Origin of the sequence: Kitasatospora sp. NPDC094015 (genome assembly GCF_040304075.1) — a bacterium.
Taxonomy (GTDB): domain Bacteria; phylum Actinomycetota; class Actinomycetes; order Streptomycetales; family Streptomycetaceae; genus Kitasatospora.
Window position 1 is genome coordinate 176,486 of the sequence record NZ_JBEOUL010000012.1, and the last position, 6,076, is coordinate 182,561.

Sequence of the window (6,076 nt, forward strand, 5' to 3'; positions counted from 1 at the left end):
GCTCGGGCGATCACCGCCCGAGCAGCTCGCCGCCGTTGCAGTGCAGGATCTCGCCGGTGATGAACCCGGCCTCCGGCGAGGCCAGGAAGTAGACCGCGGCGGCCACCTCACCGGACTCGCCGATCCGGCCGACCAGCGTCCGCGCCGCCCGCCGGGACACCTCGGCCTCGTCCAGCCGCGGCCCGAAGAACTCGGTGCCCGACACCGTCCCGGGCGCCACGATGTTGGCCGTGATGCCCGAGGTCCCGAGCTGGGCCGCCAGGAAGTGGTTCCAGGCGTGCAGCGAGGCCTTCGCGGCCCCGAACGAGCCGGCCCCGCGCAGCGCGGCGATCGAACTGACCGTGACCACCCGGCCGGAGCCCGGGGTGAGGCGGTCGCGGATCGACTCGGTGAGCATCACCACGGTGAGCACGTTGCGCTCGAAGTCCCCGCGCCAGCGCGCCAGGACGGCGTGCGGGCCGGCCCCGATCACCGTCTCCCGGCTGCCCGCGTTGTTCACCAGGACGTCGATCCGCTCCGGCAGCGAGGACAGCACGGCCTCCACCGCGTCCGGGTCCGCCAGATCGCAGACCACCGGGGTGACCTCGGGGCCGAGCTCGGCCGCGGCCCGCTCCAGCACCTCCCGGCGACGGCCGACGATCACCACCCGCTCGCCGGCCAGGGCGAACCGGCGCGCCACCTCGTACCCGATCCCGGTGCCACCACCGGTCACCACGACGTTCCTGGTCATCCGCGCAACTCCCTCCCTGCCCGGCCACCGCTCCGCCGCACATGCGGGGCGGTCCGTCCGGAATGAGACGATTCCTATCACGCTGGGTTGCCATGGCTGCGGGGAGGGTGACGCTGCTCGGCGGGCGTTCGGTGTGGTATGGGCCGTCCGGGCCCGTCCGCGGGGGTGCAGCGAGGCGCACACGGAGCGTGGCGAGAGCCAACTCACACCCGCTACCCGTAACTTTGCGCCCCCAGTTACGTCTTACCTTGTACAGCGCGGCAGCTTTCGGTGCGCGGCGACGAAGGAACGGCAACGTCTCCGCCCTCGGCCTCTGCCGCCGACGGGGCTCCGGCGGGCCCCGGGACGGCCGTCGATCGGCGGCCAAGGCGCACGACGCCGGGGCGCGACCAGGTCCGGGACGCTTTGAGCGGCCGTTTCCGGGACGAGGTGGCGACCGGGCGTCGTGCGCACGGTGTACGGACCGGACGGCTCTGCCGCCCAGGGACGGCGAAGGGCCCGGCTGTCAGTGGCAGCCGGGCCCTCTCGCGTACGGGGGCCGCGGTCAGCGGGCCTCGAGCGGCACGTAGTCGCGGATCGCGGTGCCGGTGTAGATCTGCCGCGGACGGCCGATCCGGCTGCCCGGGTCGTTGATCATCTCGTGCCAGTGGGCGATCCAGCCCGGCAGCCGGCCGAGCGCGAACAGCACGGTGAACATGCTGGTCGGGAAGCCCATCGCGCGGTAGATCAGACCGGTGTAGAAGTCCACGTTCGGGTAGAGCTTGCGCGAGACGAAGAAGTCGTCGCTGAGCGCGTGCTCCTCCAGCTTGAGCGCGATGTCCAGCAGCTCGTCGGACTTGCCGAGCTGGCCGAGCACCTCGTGCGCGAGCTCCTTGACCAGCGCGGCACGCGGGTCGAACGCCTTGTACACGCGGTGACCGAAGCCCATGAGCTTCACGCCGTCCTCGCGGTTCTTCACCTTGCGGATGAAGGCGTCGACGTCGCCGCCGTCCTTCTTGATCTGGTCCAGCATCTCCAGCACGGCCTGGTTGGCGCCGCCGTGCAGCGGGCCCCAGAGCGCGGAGATGCCGGCCGAGACCGAGGCGAACAGGTTCGCGTGGCTGGAGCCGACCAGGCGCACGGTGGAGGTCGAGCAGTTCTGCTCGTGGTCCGCGTGCAGGATCAGCAGCTTGTCCAGCGCGTTGACGATCACCGGGTTGAGCTCGTAGTCCTCGGCCGGGACCGCGAAGGTCATCCGGAGGAAGTTCTCCACGTAGCTCAGGTCGTTGCGCGGGTAGACGAAGGGCTGGCCCATCGCCTTCTTGTAGGCGTACGCCGCGATGGTCGGCAGCTTCGCCAGCAGCCGGACCGTCGACAGGTGGCGCTGCGCCGCGTCGAAGGGGTTGTGGCTCTCCGGGTAGAACGTGGAGAGCGCGCCGACCACCGAGGACAGCATCGCCATCGGGTGCGCGTCCCGGGGGAAGCCCTGGTAGAAGCGCTTGACGTCCTCGTGCAGCAGGGTGTGCTGGGTGACCTCGTTGGAGAAGGTCGCGAGCTGGTCGGCGGTCGGCAGCTCGCCGTTGATCAGCAGGTAGGCCGTCTCCGCGAAGTTGCCGCGCTCCGCGAGCTGCTCGATCGGGTAGCCGCGGTAGCGCAGGATGCCGTTGTCACCGTCGACGAAGGTGATCGCCGACTTGTACGCCGCGGTGTTGCCGAAGCCGTTGTCCAGGGTGACCAGACCGGTCTGCGGGAGCAGCTTCGAGATGTCGAAGCCGGCGTTGCCCGCAGTGCTCTCGACGACGGGGTACTCGAACTCGTCGTCCTGGTACCGCAGTACTACCGATTTGTCGCTCACGTCTTCCTCACCGACGAAATGAATCCTCATCCGAGTGCCCTGACCGTCTCTACGATCCCCCATCCGGAGGATGGCTGCGCACTCGGGGTGGGCCGGAAAGGGGCCCGACCTACAAAAGCTGTCGCCGCAGCCGGTATGAACCGGACAAGATCGGCACCTGACCAGGTTCCGCCCTAAATCTCTTCACGTCAAGACAACCCCCGACCGTACCCGCCAGTCGGAGAATCATCCAGTTGCCAGCCGGTGGTCCAGGGCCGAATGGCGCCGACCTGCACTGACGGCCCGCACGGCCTGTCCGATCGCCTTCCGCGACCCGACGAGCACCACGAGTCGTTTCGCCCGCGTCACGGCGGTGTACAGCAGGTTCCGCTGGAGCATCGTCCACGCCGACGTAGTGACGGGAATCACCACCGCCGGGTACTCGCTACCCTGCGACCGGTGGATGGTCACCGCGTACGCGTGCGCCAGTTCGTCCAGCTCGTCGAAGTCGTACGGCACCTCCTCGTCCTCGTCGGTGAGCACGGTCAGTCGCTGATCGTCCACGCTCAGCGAGGTCACCACCCCCACCGTGCCGTTGAAGACGCCGTTGAGTCCCTTCTCGTAGTTGTTGCGGATCTGGGTGACCTTGTCCCCCACCCGGAACGTCCGCCCGCCGAACCGGCGCTCCGCCAGCCCCTCCCGGGCCGGCGTCACGGCCGCCTGGAGCAGGGTGTTCAAGGCGCCCGCGCCGGCCGGACCGCGGTGCATCGGCGACAGCACCTGCACGTCCCGGCGCGGGTCCAGCCCGAACTTCTGCGGGATCCGCCGCGCCACCACGTCCACCGTCAGACCCGCCGCCCGCTCCGCGTCGTCCTCCACGAAGAGGAAGAAGTCCGACATCCCCTCGGTCACCGGCGGCAGGCCCTCGTTGATCCGGTGCGCGTTGGTCACCACGCCCGACTGCTGGGCCTGCCGGAAGATCCTGGTCAGCCGCACCGACGGGACCGGGCTGCCCGGCGCCAGCATGTCCCGCAGCACCTCGCCCGCCCCCACCGAGGGCAACTGGTCAACGTCCCCCACGAACAGCAGGTGCGCGCCCGGCGCCACCGCCTTCACCAGCTTGTTCGCCAGGATCAGGTCCAGCATCGACGCCTCGTCGACCACCACCAGGTCCGCGTCCAGCGGCCGGTCCCGGTCGTACGCCGCGTCACCGCCCGGCCGCAGCTCCAGCAGCCGGTGCACCGTGGACGCCTCCACGCCGGTCAGCTCCGCCAGCCGCTTCGCCGCCCGCCCCGTCGGCGCCGCCAGCACCACCTTGGCCCGCTTCGCCAGCGCCAGCGTCACGATCGACTTCACCGTGAACGACTTGCCGCAGCCCGGCCCCCCGGTCAGCACCGCGACCTTCTCGGTCAGCGCGAGCCGCACCGACTCCCGCTGCTCGGGGGCCAGTTCGACCCCCGTGCGCTTGGCCAGCCAGCCGAGCGCCGCCTCCCAGTCCACCCCCGCGAAGCCCGGCATCCGGTCGGCGTCCGCCCGCAGCAGCCGCAACACCTGGTTCGACAGCGAGACCTCCGCCCGGTGGAACGGCACCAGGTAGACCGCGGTGATCGGCTGCCCCTCCGCGCCCGGCACGCTCTCCCGGACCACGCCCTCCTGCACCACCAGCTCGGCCAGACAGTCGATCACCAACCCGACGTCCACCTGCAGCAGCTTCACCCCGTCCGCGATCAGCCGCTCCTCCGGCAGGTAGCAGTGCCCCTGGTCGCTGCTCTGCGAAAGCGCGTACTGCAGGCCCGCCTTCACCCGCTCCGGACTGTCGTGCGGGATCCCCACCGCCTGGGCGATCCGGTCCGCCGTCAGGAACCCGATGCCCCACACGTCCGCGGCCAGCCGGTACGGCTCGTTCTTCACCACGCCGATCGAGCTGTCGCCGTACTTCTTGTAGATCCGCACCGCCAGGGAGGTGGACACCCCGACACCCTGCAGGAAGACCATCACCTCCTTGATCGCCTTCTGCTCCTCCCAGGCGGCCGCGATCATCCTGGTCCGCTTCGGCCCCAGCCCCGGGACCTCGATCAGCCGGCCCGGCTCCTGCTCGATCACGTCGAGCGTGTCCACCCCGAACTGCGCGACGATCCGCTCCGCGAACCGCGGCCCGATCCCCTTGATCAGCCCCGACCCCAGGTACCGCTGGATCCCCTGCACCGTCGCGGGCAGCACGGTGGTGTAGTTCTCCACCGTGAACTGCTTGCCGTACTGCGGATGCGAACCCCAACGGCCGAACAGCCGCAGCGACTCCCCGGGCTGCGCCCCCAGCAGGGCGCCGACCACCGTCAGCAGGTCGTTCGCCCCGCGCCCGGTGTCGACCCGGGCAACCGTGTAGCCGGTCTCCTCGTTGGCGTACGTGATCCGCTCCAGCACCCCCTCGACCTGCGCGAGCTGGCGCTGGGCCGGGGCCTGGGCGGGGCTCTGGGCCGGGGACTGCCCCTGGGCGGGTGGTCGGAGGGCCGGGCCCGGTCCGGACCGCTCCTCGCCCGCTTCGGCCGCCCGACGCTGCTGCGTGGCCACTGAGCCCCCTCTCGCCGCTGGTCACTGTCCGCTACGCACCGTACCTCCCCGCGCCGACAGCCGGTGCCCGGGTGGACATCCCCGTTTGTGGGGCCACCGGGACGATCCGAGGATGCAGGTACGGACAGGACCACGACGCCACCCGGAGCCCGCATGAGCACCACAGCCCGTCCCACCACCACCGGACCGGCCGTCCTGCTGCACTCGCGCGACCCCGAGGCCTCCGCCGCCTTCTACACCGCCCTGTTGGGCTGGCGCTTCGTCCGGGCGACGGAGGGCCGCCCGGACCGCTTCCGGCACGGCGGGCGGACCGTCGCCACGGTGCTGCGGGCCGCCGGGCCCTCGGCCGTACCCGCGTGGACGCCCGCCTTCGCGTGCGGCGACCTCCGGGCCGCCTCCCGCCGCATCCTCGCGGCGGGAGGCCGGCCCCCCGCCGGCCCGTTCCGGTCGGCCGGCACGGCCACCGATCCCACCGGAGCCAGCTTCACCCTGCGGCCCGGCAGCCCCTCTGCGGACGGGCCGGGCAGCGTGTACTGGACGGAGCTCTTCAGCCTGGACCCGGCGGCGGCCAAGGCCTTCTACCGGACGGCCCTCGGCTGGCGGAGCGAGGACATCCCCTTCGAGGGCGGCCGGTACACGGTGATGGCGTCCGCCCACTGCGGCATCCGCCAGCTGCACCCCAGGGAGGCGGCCGCGGGCACCACCTCGCACTGGCTGCCCTACCTCGCGGTGGAGGACGTCGACCGCAGCACCGACAGGGCCGGCCGGCTCGGAGCCACCCTGCTCGCACCGGTCCGGGAGATCCCCGGCTTCGGGCGCTCGGCCCGGTTCCGCGATCCGCACGGGGCGGTGTTCGCGCTGGTCTCCGGAAATGCGAAAAGCCCCTCCGGGTGACCCGGAGGGGCTTCTCTGAAAGATTGTTCGGCGGCGTCCTACTCTCCCACAGGGTCCCCCCTGCAGTACCA

4 protein-coding genes are annotated in these 6,076 nt (G+C 71.3%); 1 reads left to right on the forward strand and 3 read right to left on the reverse strand.

All coding sequences use genetic code 11. From position 1 onward, the window contains the following. Window positions 1–10: 10 nt before the first annotated feature. The 3 genes from ABT014_RS17430 to recD2 all read right to left on the reverse strand — a co-directional run bounded on the left by ABT014_RS17430 (window position 11) and on the right by recD2 (window position 4,964). Window positions 11–730, reverse strand: a complete 720-nt coding sequence (locus ABT014_RS17430; protein ID WP_350639630.1) for an SDR family NAD(P)-dependent oxidoreductase — start codon at window positions 728–730, stop codon at window positions 11–13. Window positions 731–1,274: 544 nt separating this feature from the next. Continuing rightward, entirely contained in the window at window positions 1,275–2,564 is a 1,290-nt protein-coding gene (locus tag ABT014_RS17435; RefSeq protein ID WP_350639631.1) for a citrate synthase, read from the reverse strand. A gap of 225 nt (window positions 2,565–2,789) precedes the next feature. Then, a complete protein-coding gene (gene recD2 / locus ABT014_RS17440; protein ID WP_350639647.1) occupies window positions 2,790–4,964 on the reverse strand; it encodes an SF1B family DNA helicase RecD2 in 2,175 nt (724 codons plus the stop codon). Between the two features lie 300 nt (window positions 4,965–5,264). On the opposite strand from recD2, the gene ABT014_RS17445 reads away from it, so the two are divergent. Next, window positions 5,265–6,005, forward strand: a complete 741-nt coding sequence (locus ABT014_RS17445; protein ID WP_350639633.1) for a VOC family protein — start codon at window positions 5,265–5,267, stop codon at window positions 6,003–6,005. Window positions 6,006–6,076: the final 71 nt, after the last annotated feature.